Raw genomic sequence first — 19,320 nt, forward strand, 5'->3', positions numbered from 1 at the left:
GCCCCCTTTTAGGGGGCCGTTTCAAAGCCACCTGCTCTGCAGGTGGTTTTTTACTCATAGATGGTTTTATATCGCAATCAGTTTACGGCAATCAGGCCAGCGCTGATGTCTTTTAGGTCATCTTCATTCAACTCACCAATCGTTTGCTTTAATTGCAATTGGCTAAGAATGTAATTGTAACGCGCTTCTGACAGTTGGCGGTTGGCATCATAGAGACGCTGTGTCGCGTTAAGTACATCAACAACCGTACGTGTGCCGACCTCAAAACCTGCTTCTGTTGCTTCCAGTGAGGAGTTTGCTGAGACTACGCTTTGATCAAACGCACGAATAACACCAATGCTTGAGTTAATGTTGTTATAACTGGCACGAACATTTTTGATGGTTTGTCGATACGCCTTTTCTAAATCTTGACTAGCAGCAATGTGGTTGGCTTTTTGCACTTCCACACCTGCCGTTATTGCTCCACCAGAGTAAACAGGCACAACAAATTGAAGTGTTGCATTCAGCTCTTTTCGTGTGCTCTTGGTTGAGCCAAGCTCAATCCCTAAAAACGATTGACTCTGCTTGCCGCGCGTTTGAGAGTAGTCACTGGTCAGCTGGAGTGTTGGAAGGTGACCACTGGTTGCATTCTCAATATCTAATTTGGCTAAATCTTTTCCGATTCTTGCAGCGAGAATACTGACATTTTTCTCAGTCGCACGTTTTACCAACTCAGGTAGGCTCATATTTGGTTTACTTGCGCTGAAGCGCGCAGTATCAAGCTTATTGAGGTCTTTATACTGAATACCTGTGATTTCATGGAGCACTTCAAGCTTGTTGATCACATCGTTTTCAGCCTGAATCTCCTTTGCCAATACGCTGTCATATTGTGCTTTGGCATCATTCACATCAGTGATTGCAGATAAACCCACATCAAAGCGCTGTTTTACTTGTTCCAACTGGCGGCCAACCGCCACTTTTTCTAGTCTGGAGAACTCAAGCACATCACTGGCTTTCAGTGCGTCAAAGTAGGCTTGTGCGGTACGAAGCATAGTGTTTTGTTGCTCCGCCGCGACCAGAACATTGCGGTATTGGGCACTCAGCTCTGCTTTATCTAAACCAATCCAGTTTTTTCTGTCATAAATGCTTTGCTGGAGGGATATTTGTGCACCTGTGGTGTACCCCTCTCTGAGTATTTTTTCATGCCCTGAACGTCTGTGCGATGCAGCAAAGTTAATTTGTGGCAGAAATGCGGCTCTTGCCTGATCAATCTGTGCCATCGCAGCGTCGCGCTCCGCAAAGGTCTTGAGGAGCTGTGGATCGTTTTCTTTCGCTTTTTCGAATACTTCGGTTAAGTCAGCGGCGTATATACTAAAACTAGCTGAACCGAAAATAGATGCAATTACGAGTGGGAGCAGTTTTTTCATCGTGGGATCCGTCACTGTATGAATATTGTCTTATGCCAGCTCTAGTCTAACGCCATGCTTTAGGCGAAGGAAATCACAATTTTATGAGATGCCTCCGAGATTGTTGAGAAAACATACAAAAATCAAACCTGAAATACCGTAAATTCTCGGACAATTTAAAAAAATTGAATGAATTTGCGTTGCAGTGTGTCTAATCGCTTCGTTAACATTCTTGGCTTTTTTCAGATTCTAGGAGGATTTGGTGGCAAAGAAGCAGGTACCTGGGCAGTTTAGTCAGCAAGATGTCACGATTGATAGCACAGAAAAGGTGTATGACGGCTATTTTAAAATGATAAAATATTCATTCCGACATCGTCTTTTTGCGGGCGGTTGGAGTGGTGATGTCGTTCGTGAACTTTTCGAGCGAGGGCATGCAGTTGCAATTCTGCCTTATGACCCCCATACCGATCAGGTCGTTCTGATTGAACAGATCCGTATTGGTGCAATAGCGGCGGACAAATCGCCGTGGCAGCTAGAGATTGTGGCTGGTGTGATAGATAAAGAGGGGGAATCTCCTCAACAAGTCGCCATTCGTGAGGCCGAAGAAGAAGCAGGGCTAACAATTGAACAGATAGGCTCAATAACGCGCTTCTTACCCAGCCCTGGCGGTTGCTCTGAGAATATAGAAGTATTCTACGGTATCGTGGATGCATCGAAGGCTGAGGGCATTCATGGTGTGCCAGATGAAAATGAAGACATCCTTGTGCATGTCGTGCCCCGTCAGCAGGCTTACGAGTGGATAGCTGAGGGGAAAATTGAAAATGCTGCCACTATTATTGCATTGCAGTGGTTGCAACTGAATCTTGGTATTTTCAAGCAACAGATAACCACAGTGACACAGGAATAATTATGATAGGACAGGGCTACCGTGTTGATCTGAGTGCATTGATGAGAATGTACGAGACAAACTATGCCAAACTGGTTCGCCTCATTCCTCACTCCGACAGTGTGGGCGATTCCTGTACCTATGAAATTCGAGGCAATCATTTCCAAATTGATGTGCTTGAATCAACGCGATACACCACCTTAGTTGATATTTGGCAACAGGGTGATACGCCAGCTTATTTACGTCCGCGTTTGACCGTGCGACTGTATCACGATGCACGTGTTGCGGAAGTGTGTACCAGTCAGCAGATTTCTCGCATCCAGCCGCGCTATGATTACCCTAACCCGCGGATGCATCAAAAAGACGAGAAGCATCAGGTAAATGCTTTTTTGTCAGATTGGTTGGCACACTGTCTGCGTAGCGGTATCACAAAGCAAGATATTATTTTTTAATGGGACAAATTGTTCCATCATTATCGGGATTTTCAAGACGTTGCGGACCCACGAAAGACTAGAAGGCAATCGAGATTTTATTCGTCTGCTTCAAATTACAGATACCCATTTGTTTTCCGATGAGCAGGGTAGTCTACTTGGTGTTAACACCTTAGACAGTTTCCGAGCCGTCGTGGATGTGGTTAGACAAGAAACGCAAAGCTTTGACGCGGTCATTGCTACGGGCGACTTGTCTCAGGACCATACTACCGAATCATACCGACGTTTTGTAGATGGCATTTCGTTGATCGATAAGCCGTGCTATTGGTTGCCGGGCAATCATGACAATCAGCCCGAAATGCAACAAATACTGGCAGTGAAACCCATGGTGAAAGCCAGTACTGTTTTGCTGGGCGAGCACTGGCAGATGGTGTTGCTGGACAGCCAGGTACCGGGCGTTCCCTATGGTGAATTGTCTGAGCAAGAGCTAGATAATCTTTGCACTGCGCTTGACGCCTATCCCGAGCGTTACACCTTAATTTTGATGCATCACCACTCGGTGCTTGCGGGCAGTGCATGGCTGGATCAACACCGCCTAAAGAATGCTGACATTTTTTGGCAGCGTGTTGCGAACTACCCGAATGTCAAAGCGGTTGTCGGCGGTCATATTCATCAGGCACTGGATAATGTACATCAGGGAGTGAGGGTTATGGCGTCTCCCTCTACCTGCGTTCAGTTTAAAGCGAATTCTGATGATTTCGCTCTCGACAACTCAAACCCGGGATGGCGTTGGTTAGAACTGCATGCTGATGGTGAACTTGTCTCTGATGTTGAGCGTCTCAATGGTTGTCAGTTCAAACCTGATATGTTGTCGTCAGGTTATTAGATGAAATCACTGCTCGTATACATTCACGGCTTCAACAGTTCTCCCAAATCTCACAAGGCGCAGCAAACACTCGCATGGTGTCAGCAGGAAAGGCCAGACATTCAGGTTGTGGTTCCAAAGCTTGCCTCCTACCCAGAGCCTGCGGCGAAACAGCTGCTGACATTAATCGAAACCTATCAAGATACGCACCACATAGGCCTTGTAGGTAGCTCACTTGGTGGATATCTCGCCACTTGGCTGCACAATCGATTTGGCTGCCCGGCAGTAGTGGTAAATCCTGCTGCTAAACCTTATGATTTGCTGACTGACTTCCTTGGACCTCAGAAAAATCCCTATTCTGGTGAAGAGTATGTGTTGGAGCCGCAGCATATGGTTCAACTCAGGGCATTGGACTCGGTGACAATCAAGGATCCGTCTTCAATTTGGTTACTGCAACAGGAAGGTGATGAGGTGCTCGACTTCCGGGAAGCGGTCGCAAAATATAAAGATTGCCGACAGACGGTTGAGCCGGACGGTGATCATAGTTTTGTAGGTTTTGAGCGATATTGTGCGAACATCGTCCAATTCTTGGGACTGTAAACCTCACTCACAGAAAGTAATGGTCAACTGTGTCATAACATATTAATGGCAGGGAAGACCAAAACATCACGTGACACATTTTAGTAAGTCAATCATCTATGACAGAGCAAGTTTATAACGCAGGTGCCATTGAGGTACTTAATGGCCTTGAGCCTGTAAGACGACGCCCCGGTATGTACACCGATACCACTCGTCCCAATCACCTTGGACAAGAGGTTATCGATAACAGTGTCGATGAGGCACTGGCAGGACATGCACGAAAAATCGATGTGATTCTCCACGCTGATCAGTCACTGGAAGTGATTGATGATGGCCGGGGGATGCCCGTTGATATTCACCCAGAAGAGGGAGTGTCCGGGGTCGAGCTTATTCTCAGTAAACTGCACGCCGGCGGTAAATTCTCCAACAAAAACTATCAGTTCAGTGGTGGTTTGCACGGTGTGGGAATTTCAGTTGTAAACGCCTTATCGAAGCGCGTCGAAGTCTCTGTGAAACGTGATGGCCAGGTATTTGAGATTGCCTTTGAGCACGGTGACAAAGTACAAGAGCTGGCGGTAACAGGGACCTGCGGTAAGCGCGCCAAGGGCACTCGCGTCCACTTCTGGCCAGATAGCAGCTATTTTGATACCCCTAAATTCTCTGTTTCTCGCCTGAAAAGTAATCTCAAAGCCAAAGCCGTTTTGTGCCCAGGCTTGGAAATTAACTTTACAGACAAAAACACCAATGAGACCTTGAGTTGGTGTTATGAGGACGGCCTAAAAGACTACCTTGTCGAAGGCGTTAAAGGCTATGAGGTGTTGCCAGAAGAGCCGTTTATCGGTGAATTCACCGCGCCACATGAAGCCGCTGACTGGGCAGTTATCTGGCTACCTGAAGGCGGTGAACTGATTGCTGAAAGTTACGTCAACCTTATTCCAACGCCTCAGGGCGGAACCCATGTTAACGGGCTTCGTCAGGGCCTGCTGGATGCGATGCGTGAATTCTGTGAGTTCCGTAACCTGCTGCCTCGTGGCGTAAAACTGACTGCAGATGACATCTGGGAACGTTGTGCCTACGTGTTGTCCGTTAAAATGCAGGACCCACAGTTCGCGGGCCAGACAAAAGAGCGTTTGTCATCGCGTCAATGTGCTGCATTTGTCTCTGGCGTCGTGAAAGATGCCTTTAGCCTTTGGCTCAATGAAAGACCGCAGGTGGCAGAGCAACTGGCTGAAGTCTGTATTGCTAATGCACACCGTCGTATGCGGGCAGCTAAAAAAGTGGTGCGTAAGAAAATCGCATCAGGCCCAGCACTGCCAGGTAAGTTGACGGATTGCTCGATGCAAGACTTGGCGCGTACAGAACTGTTTCTTGTTGAGGGTGACTCGGCAGGAGGCTCAGCGAAACAAGCGCGCGACCGTGAGTTTCAGGCCATTATGCCACTGCGCGGTAAAATTCTGAATACGTGGGAAGTGTCTGCCGATCAGGTGTTGGCTTCTCAGGAAGTGCACGATATTTCGGTTGCCCTCGGGATTGACCCTGATAGCAGCGATCTGTCTGGTCTTCGCTACGGGAAAATCTGTATTCTCGCCGATGCTGACTCAGACGGCCTCCATATAGCAACCCTTTTATGCGCTTTATTCGTCAAACATTTTCCTACCTTGGTCAAAGCTGGCCATGTGTATGTGGCAATGCCACCGCTCTACCGCATCGATTGCGGCAAAGAAGTGTATTACGCGCTAGATGATGCAGAAAAAGAGGGCGTGCTTGAGCGCCTGAGTAAGAAACGCGCCAAAATTGATGTACAGCGCTTTAAAGGTCTGGGTGAGATGAACCCGCTGCAACTTCGTGAAACCACCATGGATCCGAATACCCGTCGTTTGGTTCAGCTGACCATTGATGATCCGGAAGAAACCGATCGTATGATGGATATGCTGCTCGGCAAGAAACGTGCTGAAGATCGCCGTGGCTGGTTGCAGGATAAAGGCGATATGGCCGACCTGACCGAGATTTAACTGATTTTGACTGACGGACGTTATCAATGACTGATGTAACTTATGACGGCGTTGAACAACTGCCAATGAGCAGATTTACTGAGGATGCTTACCTCAATTATTCAATGTACGTCATTATGGACCGCGCCTTACCCTTTATTGGCGATGGTCTGAAACCTGTTCAGCGCCGCATCATTTATGCGATGTCTGAGCTTGGCCTGTCCGCGACGGCGAAATATAAAAAATCTGCTCGTACTGTGGGTGATGTGCTGGGTAAGTATCACCCTCATGGTGATACAGCCTGCTATGAAGCATGGTATTAATGGCGCAGCCATTTTCTTACCGTTATCCACTGGTTGATGGCCAAGGAAACTGGGGTGCGCCGGATGACCCGAAATCGTTCGCCGCAATGCGTTATACCGAATCACGGTTGTCGCGTTTCTCTGAAGTATTGCTCAGTGAATTGGGGCAGGGAACGGTAGAGTGGTCACCAAACTTTGACGGCACGCTGAAAGAGCCAAAAACACTGCCTGCTCGCCTGCCGCATATCCTGCTCAATGGCGTCACAGGTATCGCCGTGGGTATGGCAACAGATATTCCGCCGCACAATGCCCGTGAAGTGGCTAATGCAGCCATTGCGATGATTGATAAGCCTTCCATGGAGCTCGATGAGCTGATGGAATTTGTCAAAGGCCCCGATTATCCGACTGAAGCTGAAATCATCACGCCGACTGTCGATTTGAAGAAGCTCTATCGCAGTGGTAGGGGGTCGGTGAAGATGCGTGCCGTTTGGCACAAAGACAATGGCGATATCGTGATCACCGCGCTGCCGCATCAGGTATCAGGTGCTAAGCTGCTTGAGCAGATTGCCAATCAGATGCGTGCGAAAAAACTGCCGATGGTTGATGATCTTCGTGACGAATCCGATCACGAAAACCCAACCCGTATCGTGATTGTCCCTCGATCAAACCGCGTTGATACTGACCAGCTCATGAATCACTTGTTCGCATCGACGGATCTTGAAAGAAGCTATCGCGTGAACCTGAACATGATTGGCCTCGATGGGCGTCCTCAGGTTAAAGGCTTGGCGACAATACTCAGTGAATGGTTGACCTTCCGTCGTGAGACAGTTCGCCGTCGCTTGCAGCATAGACTCGATAAAGTATTAGCTCGCCTGCATATTCTTGAGGGCCTGTTGGTCGCTTACCTCAATATCGACGAAGTGATTGAGATCATCCGTACTGAGGATGAGCCAAAAGCGGAGTTGATGCGTCGCTTTGAACTGAGCGAGAAGCAGGCTGATGCGATCCTTGAAATCAAGCTTCGCCAATTAGCGAAGCTGGAAGAAATCAAGATCCGTGGCGAGCAAGAAGAACTCAATAAAGAGCGCGAGAAGCTTGAAAAACTGCTGGGCTCAGAGCGTCGTATGAGTACCCTACTCAAGAAGGAAATCTTGGCTGATGCTGAGAAATACGGTGATGACAGACGTTCGCCATTGGTAGAGCGTGCAGAGGCTAAGGCACTGACTGAACGCGATTTGGTACCAAGCGAACCGATTACCGTTGTCCTATCAGACAAAGGCTGGATCCGCCATGCCAAAGGTCATGACGTCGATGCGGCGGGCCTGAATTATAAATCCGGCGACAGTTACTTGGCCTATGCCCGAGGTAAGAGTAACCAGCCTGCGGTATTCATTGGTACCGACGGACGGAGTTACGCGCTTGAGTCTCACTCTTTGCCTTCTGCCCGAAGTCAGGGAGAGCCTATTACAGGTCGCCTTAACATTTCTGCGGGTACCACGGTTCGTTATGTCCTAATGGGTGAGAATTCTGAGCTGATGTTAATGGGGTCGGATGCAGGATACGGTTTTGTGTGTAAGCGCGAAGACCTTCTGTCGAAGACCGCAGCGGCAAGGCAATGCTAAGTCTGCCTCAGCAAGCAGAAGTGATGCCGCCGACCAAGGTAACAGATATTGAGTCTGACGATATCATGCGATCACTAACGAAGGCCGAATGTTGGTTTTCCCGTTGAAGGAGTTGCCGCAGCTTGCGAAAGGTAAGGGGAATAAGATCATTAATATCCCTGCTGCGAGAGCAAAAGCCCGTGAAGAGCTGCTTTCCCAGCTTTGCGTCATTCCGAAAGGGGCAACAGTGACTCTGTTTGCCGGTAAGCGAAAACTGTCACTGAAACCTGCTGACCTTGATAACTTCAGGGGGGAGCGCGGACGCCGCGGTAGCATGCTGCCGAGAGGTCTTCAGCGTGTGACGAGTGTTGAAGTCCAGTCTCCTGAACAGGAGTCAGAGAATTAAACCACTTTCATAATCAAAATACCCTCCTTTATGGAGGGTATTTTGTATTTATCGACTATCTTGCAAGAAACCATGTATTTTGAACGCGATTATGTATATTATTCTTCTGCTTAATTTTAGCGCACAGGTGTTCGCTTAAAAGGAGAGATGAATGTTTTTTATACTACGACTGTTGGCCATCATAGTCTTTATTCTGGTCATATTTGTGTTCGGTTGTGGTTACTGCTTGATCAGTCCTCGTAATCCAAAAAACCTTTATGTTATCGGCCATAAATTCGGTGCTCTTTACCGTATTTTCGGTATCAAGCTGCAGGTGAGAAAATCTGCAAAGGTTAATAGCAATCTTGGCCCCTGTGTGTACATCGCAAACCATCAAAACAACTGGGATTTGGTGACGACATCAAATGCGTTGCAACGTGGTGCTGTGACAGTGGGTAAGAAAAGCCTCATCTATGTCCCTTTCTTTGGACCATTATATTGGCTGACGGGTAACATACTTATCGACAGAAAAAACCGCACCAAAGCTGTTGGTACCATTGGTCAGGTTGTTGATAAGATCACTGAGAAAAGCCTCTCGGTGTGGTTGTTTCCAGAGGGAACCCGTTCCCGGGGACGCGGTCTGCTGCCTTTCAAAAAGGGCGCATTCCATGCTGCTGTTGCGGCGGGTGTGCCTATTGTCCCTATTGTTTGTAGTTCAACGGACAAGCTCAGTGTTCACCGCGGAAACAATGGTCATGTGATCGTTGAGCTATTGGACCCCATATCAACAGAGGGTTATGACAAAGGCAACGTGGGTGATCTTTCAGATATTTGTCATAAACTGATGAAAGATAAACTGGCTGAGCTTGATGCTGAGGTAGCGGCACTTAATCAAGGCCAAGCGGTTCTGAATAAACAATAAGCATCGCGCCGTATTGGTTATAAAGGATGCAAACCCTGCATCCTTTTTTGCTTTCTAATCACCATGAAATGCCCGTTATTGGGCTGGAAGTTATCAAAGATGAAGAGTCAGGTCGTACTTGTAGATAAATCCGGTGAAGCTACTGGACTTGCTGACAAGATGGAAGCGCATAAGCAGGGCTGGCTCCATCTGGCGTTTTCAATCATGGTGTATAGGGAGCGCTCGTCAGGCCGTGAGTACCTTCTTCAACGACGGGCTCTGAGCAAGTACCATAGCGGTGGCCTTTGGACAAATACTTGCTGTTCTCACCCGATGTCTGGCGAGCCGTTTGATGTCGCTGCAAAGCGCAGGATGGAAGAAGAGCTAGGGGTCACGCAACCACTCGATTATCAACTTGGTGATCGCTTTTGCTACCGTGCTGAACTCGATAATGACTTGATTGAGTATGAGCTGGATCAGATCCTGATCAGTGAAGCGGATCAGGTGAATATTGTGCCTGTTGACGATGAAATCATGGATCACCGCTGGTGGACGGAGCAGGATATCGATGCTGCGATCGCCGATTCGCCAGACGTCTTCACTGCGTGGTTCACAGACGTCTATTCGAGGGTGAAAGCCCAGCTTTCGTGAAGGTGACTTCGAAAATTCGACGCCCACTCTTTGCAAACAAAAAAGCGGCTAACATGCCGCTTTTTGCATCTTAGGCTCTCGGCTAACGTTTAGAGTGGTTAGCGCGAGCAAAGGGGAGTCTGAGAGCCTTTATTTACGAACAGCAATCGCTTCGATTTCGATGCCAACATCTTTTGGCAGACGCGCAACTTCAACACATGAACGCGCAGGGTAGTGGGCAACCTCGTGCTCATCGAAGAACTTACCGTAGACTTCATTCACTGTCCCGAAGTCATTCAGGTCTTTCACGAAAACTGTCATTTTAACGATATCAGACACTGACAAACCTGACGCTTCGACGACAGCTTTTACATTGTCGAGAGATTGGCGAGCCTGAACAGCGATATCATCAGATACCTCACCTGTCGCCGGATCAACCGGGATTTGGCCTGATGTCAGCACCATGTTACCCAAATCAACACCTTGAATATATGGGCCAATTGCTGCTGGGGCATTGTCAGTATGCAGAACTTTAGTCATCGAAAATTCCTTCTGAAAAAGAGAATAAGGGCTTGTTAGCGAACAAAGCGTAGTCTGCTACGTCATGCCCAGCAGGTAAAGGGTTTCACGGTATTTGACACGTCAATTTGCGTCTTTACCTGAGATCGTCTGAAAAGTGAACAATAAAAAGGGGGGGAATTAAGCAAAGCCCCGAATCGTCAGGGCTTTGTGGTGAAGCATAATCAGTGACTGTCTGTCATGATTTCGCGTGAGAACACCTTCTCACAATACTTACATTTCAGCTGAACGTCGTCTTTTTTGGTCATTACCATGAAGCTGCTTTCTACAGCTTTTTCTTCATGAGTAATGCAGTTGGTGTTCGGGCAGTGGAAGGCGCCAATTATCGTTTCTGGTAACACCAGTGGCAGCTTGGCGACGACCTCGTATTCTTCAATCTTATTCACCGTGGCTTGTGGTGCAAACAAGGCGAGTTGGCTGGCCTGTTCTTCAGTGATAAAGACGTTTTCGATTTTGATGAGATCCTTACAACCCAATGCAGATGAAGGCAGATTAAGGCCGATAGTAACGCGCTGATTAGACTCCGCCATCTTGAACAGGCTAAGTACTTTGAAGCCAATATGAGAAGGAATGTGGTCAATCACAGTGCCGTTTTTAATTGCTTCTACCTGCAGTTTGTATTCTTTTGACATCGTATTTTCCCGCATTACAGTTGTTCGTTAATCACCAGTGCCAGCAAAGCCTGACGGGCATACACGCCATTCTCTGCTTGCTGGAAATAATAGGCGTAAGGTGTTTTATCTACCGCTACCGTGATCTCATCAACACGCGGCAATGGGTGCAGCACTTTCAGGTTTTCTCTAGCGCCTTTGAGGTTGGAGTATCAAGAATAAAGGCCGCTTTAATGTGCGCGTATTCAGACTCGTCAAAGCGCTCTTTCTGTACGCGGGTCATGTAAAGAATATCAAGCTCAGGCACCACTTCATCAATGCTGGTATGAAGGCTAAAGGGGATGTCAGCGTCTTCAAGTTCTTCAAGCAGGTAGTCAGGCATTGCAAGCGCATCGGGAGAGATGAAGTAAAAGCGGTTGTTGTTAAACTTTGAGAGTGCTTGCGTCAATGAGTGTACAGTGCGGCCATATTTCAGGTCACCGACCATCGCAATATTCAGGTTACCGAGTCGGCCTTGTGTTTCGTAGATACTAAATAAATCAAGCAAGGTCTGAGTTGGGTGTTGGTTTGCGCCGTCGCCACCATTGATAACAGGTACACCTTTCGAAAATTCAGACGCCAGTCTTGCTGCGCCTTCTTTCGGGTGACGCATAACAAACGCATCAACATAAGAGGAAATAACTTGCACCGAGTCTGACAGGGTTTCGCCTTTCTTACCTGAAGACGTGTTTCCTGCATCCGGGAAGCCAATTACGGTGCCACCAAGGCGCTGAACAGCAGTCTCAAATGACAACCTTGTGCGCGTCGATGCCTCAAAGAAACAACTGGCGACAACCTTGTTTTTCAGCAGGGTTGGGTTTGGCTCAGCCTTCAGGTTTCCCGCTGTACTGACGATTAATTCAAGCTCTTCGCGTGACAACTCCGGAATGGAGATTATGTGTTTGTTGTGCAGCGAGTTCGCCATGGTGCCATTTCCCTCTTATTGCAGTTTAACAGGCAAAAAAAAGCCCCCTGATCAGGAGGCTTTTTTTGAAAATTCGATAAAAACAAAAACGATCGCCTTTGCCGGATGTCGGCAAGTCTCAACATTGGAGTGTAATGCGAATTTTGGCATTTTGAATCGCTTTTGTTACAGATTTCGGAGGATTATACGCCGATCAATGTACTATGCAAGCCCCTGTGTAAGTGACTGAAACCAGGTGATTTAATTTTTCAGTTTGAGCAATACTTTGATGTAACACAGATTTTAAGGCTGTTTGATGAAAAGTAAAAACAAGGGGAAAAACCACTCTCCCCTCTGCTTTTAGTGTTGAGTTTAGTCACCCAGAGTTGCAACTAATACAGCCTTGATCGTATGCATGCGGTTTTCTGCTTCGTCAAATACGATAGAGTAGTCAGACTCAAACACATCTTCCGTTACCTCCAAACCTTGCATGTCGTACTTTTCCGCAATTTCGGCTCCAATCGTGGTTTGGTCATTGTGGAAAGCGGGCAGACAGTGCATGAATTTTACATGAGGATTGCCGGTTGCCTGCATCATTTCAGCATTGACCTGATACGGTTTGAGAAGTGCAACGCGCTCATCCCATGTTTCTTTTGACTCGCCCATTGATACCCAAACATCGGTGTAGATGAAATCACAGCCCTTAACGCCTTCATTGATGTTTTCTGTCAGGGTGATTTTTGCGCCAGTACTATCGGCGATTGCCTGACACTCTTCAATCAGATTTGCTTCAGGCCAGCATTGCTTTGGGGCGACCAGACGGAGATTCATCCCCATTTTTGCAGCGCCCACCATCAATGAGTTACCCATGTTATTGCGTGCATCACCGACATAAGCGAACGCTATCTCGTGAAGTTGTTTTCCCCGTCCATGTTCTAACATGGTCAGGAAATCAGCCAGGATCTGCGTGGGGTGGAACTCATCGGTCAAACCGTTCCATACGGGCACGCCAGCGTGCGCACCCAGTTCTTCAACGATTTCCTGACCAAAACCACGGTATTGAATGCCGTCGTACATTCGGCCCAGTACACGTGCTGTATCTTTCATCGACTCTTTATTACCGATTTGCGAGCCTGACGGGCTAGATAAGACACTTGAGCGCCTTGATCAAAAGCGGCAACTTCGAAAGCACATCGTGTGCGGGTTGAGGCTTTTTCAAAGATGAGGGCGATATTTTTTCCAGTAAGGCGTCGCTGCTCGTAACCGTTATATTTTGCTTTTTTTAACTCTGCCGAGAGTGACAGAAGGTGCTGTATTTCACGGGGAGTGAAATCCAGTAACTTTAGAAAATTACGGTTGCGAAGATTAAATGCCATAACGCTATCCTTTAAAACGTCCTTGGGCGTAGTCAATATCGACGCCCATTCCCTGCAAGTGTCAGCTTATCAGTTTTTATTTGAATAAATATATATTAATAATGAGATAGTATTCTCATATGGGCAGACTTGCAAGTAGCGGAAGGTTTGGTTTCTAAACTCAAAAGAGCAGTTTATTCAGTCTTTATGGTCGAATTGGGATTTTCGCGAAGAGGAGATGTAAAAGAATAATTATTAAGAAATGACTCTGTAAAAATACAGGCCTTTTCGGCATATCACGAAAAGGCCTGTCACTGTATCAATGAATATTACGTTACTAGATGTCGTCTCTTTCCAACGGGCAGCTCATACAGCGAGCGCCGCCACGACCACGGCCTAATTGATCGCCAGGGATAGGAAGAACTGTTATCCCTGCTTTGTCATATTTCTCATTGGTGTAGTGGTTCCCTTCGTAGCCAATGACTACACCTGGGCGAACGGTCAATACGTTATTCGCATCATTCCACTGCTCGCGCTCTGCCTCAAAGCTGTCACCACCAGTAGTGATGATTTGAAGCTGCGGAACCCCCAATGCTCTCTCAATCGCATTAAGGTAATTGCTGTTTTCTTTTACCTTCACTTCGCCATTGCCTTCATTGGTCAGGCTCCAGCATTGCATTGATGTATTAATGACTTCTGGGTACACCGAAAACGTATCATGATCCATATGGGTCATGACTGTATCTAGGTGCATGTAGGAGCGGTTTTTCGGCAGGTTAAGTGCAATCACCTCTTTTGCCTGATCATGCTCGAATAAACCCCGCGCCAGCGCTTCAACACCTTGCGGCGTGGTGCGCTCTGACATACCGACAAGTACTGTCTTGTTGCCAATAACCAGTACGTCACCTCCTTCCACCATGGCATTATCATAGTCTGTGACTTCACCGCCAAGGTAAGTCACGAAATCGCCAGAAGCGAAGTCAGGGTGCCAACGGTAGATTGCACGCAAATGGTTGGTTTCTCGTTGTCTTGCCAGTTTAGCCATTGGGTTCAGCGATACGCCGCCATAGATCCAGCAAGAGGTATCACGGGTAAACAGGTGATTAGGGAGCGGCTCAATGATGAAGTCTGTTTTCTGATGAACCGCCTGCATCATCGACTGGGATGTAACGTGAAAATCAATGTAGCTCAGTCCTCCAAGAAGGATCTCTGCCAAGCTGTCATTGGTCAGTTCATTCAAGTAATTGCGGACATCATTAGCGAACTGATGGCCAAGACGATAAGGGCTAACCTGAGTATCCAATAACCATGCTTTCGCTTCTGGTACGGCGAGGGTCTCAACCAGCAAATCATGAAGGAGGAGAACGTCAACACCTTGCTCTCTTAGAGTCTGAGCAAATACATCATGCTCTTTACCTGCTCGCTCTACAGCGAGGACATCATCAAATAGCAGTTCCTGAAAGTTTGATGGTGTTAAATGATTCAGGGCGCGCTCCGGGCGGTGTAGCATTACCCGCTTTAGCTGACCCACTTCTGAACCCACGTAAAATCGACTCATAAAAATTCTCTCTCGCGATTATTTTCTTTCCAGCCTGCGATGATGAGGACGAAGTATTTCTGGCATAAGAAACGCGAGCAGAAAATTTTTCGACCTATCACAACATTAGGCGTGAAAACTCGGCGTGACAAAGTGAATGGAATTCGGCAGATGAGTATCTTTTACGAAAATGTGCCTGAATATGCGTAAATCCATTTATCACGATTTTTTGTTGCTATTCACTCCATGACCTTATGTGTTATCTAACATCAGGAAATTTAAGAGAGTAAAACAGCCTATCCATATATTTGTGCTTATCTATGCTCTCTATATGCACAAATCTCCATTGGCTGATATTTTCAAATATTAAAAATATGAAAATTAATTCAAAATCAATGGTTTAACTGATTATTTTGCACCGAGAGATAATGACAAGGTTCTCCGCTAAGATCAAATCTCGACTGTCCTAATAACTGTAAATAAGGCAACCAAGGTTGGTAATGAATGCCAAAATCGAAGAAGTAAACAATTTGGCATAGCAAAATTGCGCAATAAATGCGATATTGCGCCGGATTGAACTTTAACGCCGGAGTATCCCGATGACGACCGCTGAAATTATTGAAGAACAGAAAGCTGAAACCCGCGAAATCATCGAAGCGCTATTAGCTGATGGCAGCGACCCTGATGCGTTGTATACCATTGAACACCATCTTTCTGCGGATCGTTTCGACCAACTTGAAGGCGCTGCGGTGGAAGCCTTTAAGCTAGGCTTTGACGTTTCTGAAGCGGAAGAACTCGAACTGGATGACGGAAGCAAAGTCATTTGTTTTGACGCCGTTATGGAGAGTGCACTAGATGCTGACCGCATCGATGCTCAGGCAGAACAGCTGGTCGCTCTTGCCGACAAACATGGCATTGAATACGACGGTTGGGGTACCTACTTTGAGTCTGATGAAGACGGCGAAGAAGGTGACGACAGTAGCGACGAAGACGCGTAACGTTTAAACCTGATTTGATTGCTAAAAAGCCAGCGTCCAAGCGCTGGCTTTTTATTTGGTACTCACAAATACTCACTTGAGGTTCTTTGACAGCTTCAAAGTTGATGAGCTTGTGTTTTCAATATCGGGCATGAACCCTAACGATAAAAACAATCTCAGCGCCACCGTTTGGTGCTTGTGTAGTTTTACCTCACAGATATCACACCCCATCGCTCTGCCATGCTTTAACGCTCTTACTGCCAGTAGTCGGCCAAAACCTATCGATCTTAATTGCGGCTTGAGGTAAAGGTGATCGATAGAACATACAGTGACGTTGGATTGATTAGTGTTTTGAAGATTTGATATTGCGACACCACCACCACCCAAGATGCTCCCTTGTTTCGTGATCAGCCAGTATGCATTGCCTTTCTGACAATAGTTAGTGCTTAAGGTATCAAACGGGCCAATCACACTTTCTGAGATACCTGCTTCACCCAGCGCGCGGCGGATAACCGCTGCTATGGCTGCATTATCTGCTGGCTCCAGCTGCCTGAGAGAATATTCCTTCTGCTTGGCCGCCATCTCCATCGCCCGGTTATAGCGGGAGAGTGATACAGATAGTTGTTCTACCTCATCACTATCAAGCTGTTCGAGGTAACTATCAATCTCTTCATTGATCTGGATATGGTGTGCATGCAGGCGCTCTTTACCTTTAGCTGTCAGATGGTAGTAAGGAATGTTTTTCTTTGACTCAACGTGGTAACTGACATTTTCATTATTTTGCAGAATAGCCAATGTTCGAGAAGCATTCGCGACATCAATATTGAGCTTCTCTGCTAAAGTCTCAGCAGAGAGTGGCGTTTGTTCCAGTTCAATCAGTGCGTGACATTGCACGGTTGTGAGCCCCGCGTTGCCATAGATATTATCCAGCAGCCCTCGGTGACGTAAAAGCTGACGAACTAATCCGCGAATTTCTGATGCCGCTGAAGACATATGTTTTCCTTCGTACCACTGTAAACCATGATCTGCATTATTTTGACATGATGCCAGAAATTGTAATCAAACACCTCTAGATAGCTGAAATAAGACGCAAAACCACCATTCTCAGATTCTAGAATTATTCAGTGAGTGGCAAGATGGCGCCGATTTTTATCTATAAATATACGGAGAAACAATACAATGCAAAATCGGTTGGCATTTCACGGAAGAGCCGGAGAGTTCTTTGGTATCTGGATAGTCAATATTGTGCTGTCAGTAATTACCTTAGGTATCTACTCTGCCTGGGCGAAAGTCAGAACAAAAAAATACTTTTACGGCAATACGGAGCTGGCAGGTGATCGTTTTGATTATCATGCGACACCTATTCAGATCCTGATTGGTCGAGTTATTGCTTTTGCCCTATTTGTTACATGGATTATTGTTCAGAACGTGTCTGTCACATGGACTATGATCGGTCTTGGCGCATTTCTCTTAGCACTCCCACTTTTAGCCAGAAATAATGCTCGTTTTGACGCGAGGATGACCAGTTACCGCAACGTTAGGTTTAATTTTACTGGCAGCCTGGTTGGCGCCTACATCGCTTTATTACTTAGACCGTTGCTGTTACCCGCTTTTCTTGCTGGCATTTTTTACTTGTCCTCGCTGATGGGGAACATTGGCATTGTTTTTGGTGGAGTATGTGCGCTGGTAGCTCTTGTTGTGGGAAATGCTTGGATTGCTCAGGGTACGACATCCTATTTTGCTAATGGTTACCTGTACGGAGAGCAAAAGTTTAACGCCGATATTACGACAGGGTTCTTTATCAAAACGTATCTTTTAGCTGCACTGCTAAGTTTAGGGTTGCTTCTTGTCGTCGGTCTGACTGTTTTCCTTCTTTTCTCAGGTGCTGCGATGGCACTATTTGCTCTTTTTGCAACTGGTGACACGTCTGCTGAGGGTTTAAATGCAGCGGCAGTCGTTGGTTTCTTTGCCATTTATGGTCTGTTCTTCCTGTGGGGGCTAATTGTTGCTTCATTTGTGGCTGTTCGCACCCGCAATTATGTATTTGGCCAGATGCATACACAGGGCGAGGAGAGTTTTCAGCTCGGTTCCGAGATGACGACAGGCCAGTATGTTTGGCTAACAGTATCTAACTTCTTTGCTCAGGTAGTTACTTTGGGTCTGGCGCGTCCTTGGGTCTTGGTAAGGACAACCCGCTACTTAGCTTCAGTAACAACGGTAACGGGTAATATGGAAGCGTTACGAGTGCATGATACTGCAGATAACGCAGATTCCGCTCTTGGCGACGAGGTGTCACAAGCCTTTGGTGTTGAGATTGGTCTCAACTGATGGCTAAAGGCATCGCCTATAAAGCCGGGCAATCAGAGAAACATCCAGCGGAGCTGGATGTTCTCCATGATGGTTCTGTCAGGTTAGTGATTGATTATCAGTGGGTTGAATCTTCAATTGACCAACTTGAGTTCAATTCTGATGTGGGTGGTCTGAGGGTACAAATCCGCTTTCCCAGTGGTGAGTTGTTTGTTCCCGATAACCCTGCCGAATTACCTCCAGCATTAAAGCCCAAGCGAAGCTGGCTCAAGCGCGCAGAGAGCAATCTGTTACTGATTGTGACCAGTGCAGCGTTTTGCTTGTTGTTTCTGTGGTTGGGGTACTTTTATGGCCTTCCGGCAGCGAGTAGAACGATTGTGTCTGTGCTTCCGGAAGAAGTCCCGACGTTGTTAGCCGAACAGGTGATGTCTGAACTGGACACTACCACGTTTGAACCGTCGGCGTTGCCAGAGGATAAACAACAAGAAATCACTGCGCGTTTCAATGACATCGTCAGTCAGCTTCCGCCGATGCCTTTTGAGCCGAAACTGGCTTTCCGTTCGTGGGAGCTTGGCCCCAATGCCTTCGCACTGAGCGATGGTACTGTGGTGGTGTTGGATTCGTTGGTGGCGTTGAGTGATCAGCCGGAGCAGCTCGACAGTGCATTACTGCATGAGCTCGGGCACGTTTATCATGAGCATGTGATGAAGTCTGTTGTTCGTGCAGGTCTTCTGTCGGTGGCCGTTGCTGTGATCACTGGTGAAAGCTCAGGTGCGATTGATATGTTAGCAGGGGCGGGTACCCTCATTGCTGTGAGTGGTTACTCCAGAGAGCTGGAAACCGAAGCCGACGCATTTTCGGCAAAGTACATGCTCGAGATATACGGCACGACGGCGCCGATGGCTGAGATGTTTAGACTTCTCGCTAGCTCGTCGGAATCTGGTGAGCTACCAGAGTGGCTGAGTTCTCATCCTGATATTGATGAGAGAATTCAGGCCGCTGAAGACGCTAATCAACAGTAAATGGTTAGCAACGTTAAAAATAAAAAGGGCTAC

At 47.1% G+C, this 19,320-nt stretch carries 15 protein-coding genes and 3 pseudogenes; 11 read left to right on the top strand and 7 right to left on the bottom strand.

Annotation, left to right across the window (positions count from 1 at the left end):
• Positions 1 to 77: 77 nt before the first annotated feature.
• Positions 78 to 1,406 (bottom strand): outer membrane channel protein TolC, encoded by a 1,329-nt coding sequence (tolC, locus tag CS022_RS22785; protein WP_129124188.1) that lies wholly within the window; start codon positions 1,404 to 1,406, stop codon positions 78 to 80.
• 241 nt (positions 1,407 to 1,647) lie between these two features.
• Here tolC and nudF point away from each other — a divergent pair, with 241 nt between their 5' ends.
• From nudF to idi, 8 genes and pseudogenes are all read left to right on the top strand, one after another.
• A complete protein-coding gene (gene nudF / locus CS022_RS22790) occupies positions 1,648 to 2,292 on the top strand; it encodes an ADP-ribose diphosphatase (protein ID WP_129124189.1) in 645 nt (214 codons plus the stop codon).
• A gap of 2 nt (positions 2,293 to 2,294) precedes the next feature.
• Positions 2,295 to 2,723: a DUF1249 family protein gene (locus tag CS022_RS22795; protein WP_129124190.1), complete on the top strand. Its 429-nt coding sequence runs from the start codon at positions 2,295 to 2,297 to the stop codon at positions 2,721 to 2,723.
• A 40-nt stretch (positions 2,724 to 2,763) separates the two neighbouring features.
• On the top strand, positions 2,764 to 3,588 hold the full coding sequence (gene cpdA, locus CS022_RS22800) for a 3',5'-cyclic-AMP phosphodiesterase (RefSeq protein WP_235869866.1): 825 nt from the start codon (positions 2,764 to 2,766) through the stop codon (positions 3,586 to 3,588).
• Positions 3,589 to 4,167 (top strand): esterase YqiA, encoded by a 579-nt coding sequence (yqiA, locus tag CS022_RS22805; RefSeq protein ID WP_129124192.1) that lies wholly within the window; start codon positions 3,589 to 3,591, stop codon positions 4,165 to 4,167.
• Positions 4,168 to 4,265: 98 nt separating this feature from the next.
• Positions 4,266 to 6,158 carry a DNA topoisomerase IV subunit B gene (gene parE, locus CS022_RS22810; RefSeq protein ID WP_129124193.1) on the top strand — a complete coding sequence of 631 codons (1,893 nt, stop codon included), beginning with the start codon at positions 4,266 to 4,268 and terminating at the stop codon, positions 6,156 to 6,158.
• A 26-nt stretch (positions 6,159 to 6,184) separates the two neighbouring features.
• Positions 6,185 to 8,446: pseudogene (gene parC / locus CS022_RS22815) on the top strand (DNA topoisomerase IV subunit A).
• Between the two features lie 151 nt (positions 8,447 to 8,597).
• Positions 8,598 to 9,347 carry a 1-acylglycerol-3-phosphate O-acyltransferase gene (locus CS022_RS22820; protein WP_129124194.1) on the top strand — a complete coding sequence of 250 codons (750 nt, stop codon included), beginning with the start codon at positions 8,598 to 8,600 and terminating at the stop codon, positions 9,345 to 9,347.
• 99 nt (positions 9,348 to 9,446) lie between these two features.
• Entirely contained in the window at positions 9,447 to 9,977 is a 531-nt protein-coding gene (gene idi, locus CS022_RS22825; RefSeq protein WP_129124195.1) for an isopentenyl-diphosphate Delta-isomerase, read from the top strand.
• Positions 9,978 to 10,106: 129 nt separating this feature from the next.
• Here the strand turns inward: idi and CS022_RS22830 are convergent, their stop codons facing one another.
• From CS022_RS22830 to arcA, 5 genes and pseudogenes are all read right to left on the bottom strand, one after another.
• Complete coding sequence (locus tag CS022_RS22830) at positions 10,107 to 10,496, bottom strand: RidA family protein (RefSeq protein WP_129124196.1); 390 nt, start codon at positions 10,494 to 10,496, stop codon at positions 10,107 to 10,109.
• A gap of 203 nt (positions 10,497 to 10,699) precedes the next feature.
• A complete protein-coding gene (pyrI, locus tag CS022_RS22835) occupies positions 10,700 to 11,167 on the bottom strand; it encodes an aspartate carbamoyltransferase regulatory subunit (RefSeq protein ID WP_129124197.1) in 468 nt (155 codons plus the stop codon).
• A 14-nt stretch (positions 11,168 to 11,181) separates the two neighbouring features.
• A pseudogene (gene pyrB, locus CS022_RS22840) lies at positions 11,182 to 12,110 on the bottom strand (aspartate carbamoyltransferase).
• A gap of 351 nt (positions 12,111 to 12,461) precedes the next feature.
• Positions 12,462 to 13,465: pseudogene (gene argF / locus CS022_RS22845) on the bottom strand (ornithine carbamoyltransferase).
• A gap of 316 nt (positions 13,466 to 13,781) precedes the next feature.
• Complete coding sequence (gene arcA / locus CS022_RS22850) at positions 13,782 to 15,002, bottom strand: arginine deiminase (protein WP_129124198.1); 1,221 nt, start codon at positions 15,000 to 15,002, stop codon at positions 13,782 to 13,784.
• A 578-nt stretch (positions 15,003 to 15,580) separates the two neighbouring features.
• On the opposite strand from arcA, the gene rraB reads away from it, so the two are divergent.
• On the top strand, positions 15,581 to 15,979 hold the full coding sequence (rraB, locus tag CS022_RS22855; RefSeq protein WP_129124199.1) for a ribonuclease E inhibitor RraB: 399 nt from the start codon (positions 15,581 to 15,583) through the stop codon (positions 15,977 to 15,979).
• A gap of 72 nt (positions 15,980 to 16,051) precedes the next feature.
• On the opposite strand, the gene CS022_RS22860 is transcribed toward rraB, so the two are convergent.
• Positions 16,052 to 16,951: a helix-turn-helix domain-containing GNAT family N-acetyltransferase gene (locus tag CS022_RS22860; RefSeq protein WP_129124200.1), complete on the bottom strand. Its 900-nt coding sequence runs from the start codon at positions 16,949 to 16,951 to the stop codon at positions 16,052 to 16,054.
• A gap of 186 nt (positions 16,952 to 17,137) precedes the next feature.
• Between CS022_RS22860 and CS022_RS22865 the strand changes: the two genes are divergently transcribed.
• Positions 17,138 to 18,286 (top strand): YjgN family protein, encoded by a 1,149-nt coding sequence (locus tag CS022_RS22865; RefSeq protein WP_129124201.1) that lies wholly within the window; start codon positions 17,138 to 17,140, stop codon positions 18,284 to 18,286.
• Positions 18,286 to 19,287: a M48 family metallopeptidase gene (locus tag CS022_RS22870; RefSeq protein WP_129124202.1), complete on the top strand. Its 1,002-nt coding sequence runs from the start codon at positions 18,286 to 18,288 to the stop codon at positions 19,285 to 19,287. Before CS022_RS22865 ends, CS022_RS22870 begins: the two co-directional genes overlap by 1 nt.
• Positions 19,288 to 19,320 lie beyond the last annotated feature (33 nt).

Origin of the sequence: Veronia nyctiphanis (assembly GCF_004116385.1) — a bacterium.
Lineage (GTDB): Bacteria > Pseudomonadota > Gammaproteobacteria > Enterobacterales > Vibrionaceae > Veronia > Veronia nyctiphanis.